General features: G+C 63.8%; 2 protein-coding genes and 1 pseudogene. 1 reads left to right on the forward strand and 2 read right to left on the reverse strand.

Going from position 1 to position 2,936, the window contains the following annotated elements; genetic code table 11:
- The coding region (locus QZ281_RS15245; RefSeq protein ID WP_292229823.1) for a GTP-binding protein at positions 1-1,014 on the reverse strand (1,014 nt) is incomplete at its 3' end.
- Positions 1,014-1,964: a sulfate adenylyltransferase subunit CysD gene (cysD, locus tag QZ281_RS15250; protein WP_292229825.1), complete on the reverse strand. Its 951-nt coding sequence runs from the start codon at positions 1,962-1,964 to the stop codon at positions 1,014-1,016. The genes QZ281_RS15245 and cysD, both read right to left, overlap by 1 nt.
- 492 nt (positions 1,965-2,456) lie before the next feature.
- Here cysD and QZ281_RS15255 point away from each other — a divergent pair.
- Positions 2,457-2,936, forward strand: a pseudogene (locus QZ281_RS15255) (glycosyl hydrolase); the annotation flags it as partial.

Here is a 2,936-nt window from a genome sequence, read left to right on the forward strand (position 1 = left end):
GACCAGCGTCGCCTCGAACTGGTCAGCGGCCTCGGGCGGGGCGTCGGCGGCGAACAGGACGTCGCCGCGTGAAATGTCGATCTCATCGGCCAGGGTCAGGGTGACCGACTGGCCCGCCACAGCGTGCGACAGGTCGCCATCCGCAGTGACGATCCGGGCGACGCGTGAAGTCTTGCCAGACGGCAGCACGCGCACTGCATCCCCCGGACGCACAGTCCCCGACGCGATCTGGCCCGAGAAGCCCCGGAAATCGAGATTGGGCCGATTGACCCACTGCACCGGCAGGCGGAACGGATCGAACTGCAGATCATCCTCGACCTCCAGCCTCTCCAGCAGTTCGATCAAGGGCGGCCCGTCATGCCAGGGCGAATGGGGGCTGGCTTCGATGATGTTGTCGCCGCGCAGGGCCGACAGGGGAATGGCGTGGAAATCGGTCACCCCGATTCGGGCGGCGAAGTCGCGATAGTCCGCCACGATCTCGTCGAACCGCGCTTGGGACCAGCCGACCAGATCCATCTTGTTGACCGCCAGCACGATGTGCCGAATGCCCAGCAGGCTGACCAGATAGGAATGCCGCTTCGTCTGGGTCAGCACGCCCCGGCGCGCATCGATCAGGATGACCGCGGCATCGGCGGTCGAGGCCCCGGTGACCATGTTGCGGGTGTACTGCTCATGACCCGGCGTGTCGGCGACGATGAACTTGCGCGCCTCGGTCGAGAAGAAACGATAGGCCACGTCGATGGTGATGCCCTGTTCCCGCTCCGCCGCCAGACCATCGACCAGCAGGGCGAAGTCGATGTCGCCGCCCTGGGTGCCGACGCGGCGGCTGTCCACTTCCAGCGCCTCCATCTGATCCTCGAAGATCATCTTGGAATCATAAAGCAGCCGTCCGATCAGGGTGGACTTGCCGTCGTCCACGCTGCCGCAGGTGATGAAGCGCAGCAGGCTCTTGTGCTGGTGGGCGTCCAGATAGGCGTCGATGTCGCGGGCGATCAGGTCGGACTGGTGCGCCATCAGAAATAGCCCTCGCGCTTCTTCTTCTCCATCGAGGCCGACTGGTCGTGGTCGATCACCCGTCCCTGACGCTCGGACGTGGTGGTCAGCAGCATTTCCTGAATGATCTGCGGCACGGTCGCCGCCGTGCTCTCAACCGCCCCGGTCAGGGGATAGCAGCCCAGGGTGCGGAAACGCACCGAACGCATCTGCGGCGTCTCGCCGGGACGCAAGGGGAAACGGTCATCATCGACCATGATCAGGGCGCCGTCGCGCTCGACCACCGGCCGTTCAGCCGCCAGATACAGCGGTACAATCGGGATCTGCTCCAGATGGATGTATTGCCACACATCCAACTCGGTCCAGTTCGAGATCGGGAAAATCCGAATGCTTTCACCGGGGCGTTTGCGGGTGTTGTACAGCCGCCAGAGTTCTGGCCGCTGGCTCTTGGGGTCCCAGCCCTGCTCGGCGGTGCGGAACGAGAAGATGCGTTCCTTGGCGCGGGACTTCTCCTCATCACGCCGCGCGCCGCCGAACGCCGCATCGAAACCGTGCAGGGCCAGCGCCTGTTTCAGCCCCTGCGTCTTCCAAAGGTCCGTATGCAGGGCGGAACCGTGGTCGAACGGGTTGATGCCGCGCGCCACGGCCTCCGGGTTCTGATGCACCAGAAGCTCGACGCCCAGTTGCGCCGCCATGCGGGCGCGCATCTCGTACATGGCGCGGAACTTCCACGTCGTATCGACATGCAGCAGCGGGAACGGCGGACGCGACGGATAGAAGGCCTTCCGCGCCAGATGCAGCATCACCGCCGAATCCTTGCCGATCGAATACAGCATGACCGGACGTTCGGCCTCGGCCGCCACCTCGCGCATGATGTGGATCGCCTCCGCCTCCAGACGCTGGAGATGGGTCAGGCGTTCGCTCGTCACGGCAGGTTCGGGTCGTGTCTTCAGAAGCAGGGATGCAGCCACGGTTTTCGCTCTCGTCTGAGAGCGACCTCACACGTCAGAGCGGTGATCGGCGCAAGCGATGGATACTGCATACGCGGCGTAGATTTCATGTCCGCCGACGTTCGCACCGTCCCTCGCCTGCCATCGGGGCGCACAAGCTCCGCATAACAGCGGTTGAAACGACATGTGATTGTGAACGTTTCCAAACGTGACGCGAACAAGGCGGTTTTGTGTTGTGAACGCTCTCAAAGCGTGCTTATTTCCGAACATGAGAAGGCGAAGACCTTCCATTTTGAGGGAGCGAAAGTGACCGGCAGCCCGTGCGGATGTCGGCCTTGGCTGCAAGCAGCCCTTTTCTCTTGAGTGACTGTTCAGCTCCGTTCGCGGACGAACTGAAAGGTGCAAGACGATGACCGACAGGTTTTCGTCAACGCTGTCGCTCGCCCTCAGGCTGACTGGTGTGTGTTATCGCCAAGTTCACAGACGGGGGTCGCCTAAATGTTTAAAAAATCCATGCTCATCAGCACGTTCGCCCTGGTCGTGGCGGCAGGGCTGACCGCCCCGCACGTTGCGTCAGCTAACTCCGCTACGCCTGAAACCGCTGCGCCAAACCCCCAAGCCATCGCTGTACGCGCGACCGCACTGGTCGGTCAGATGACGCGCGATGAGAAGCTGCAGCTGATTCACGGCTACTTCCCCCCGTTCGCTGACCGCACGCCCGGCGCCCCCGTCGCCGACATGATTCCGTCCGCTGGACACATCCCCGGCATCCCTCGCCTGGGCATCCCCGACCTGCGCGAGTCAGACGCCAGCCTGGGCGTCGCCAACCAGGTCGAGCAGCGCAAGGGCGATGTCGCCACCGCCCTGCCCTCCAGCCTGACCACCGCCGCCTCCTTCGATCCTGAAATCGCCTATGCGGGCGGCGTCATGATCGGTGGCGAAGCGCGCGCCAAGACCTTCAACGTGCTTCTGGCCGGCGGCGTGAACCTGACG

It is taken from the genome of Brevundimonas sp. (assembly GCF_018608325.1).
Lineage (GTDB): Bacteria > Pseudomonadota > Alphaproteobacteria > Caulobacterales > Caulobacteraceae > Brevundimonas.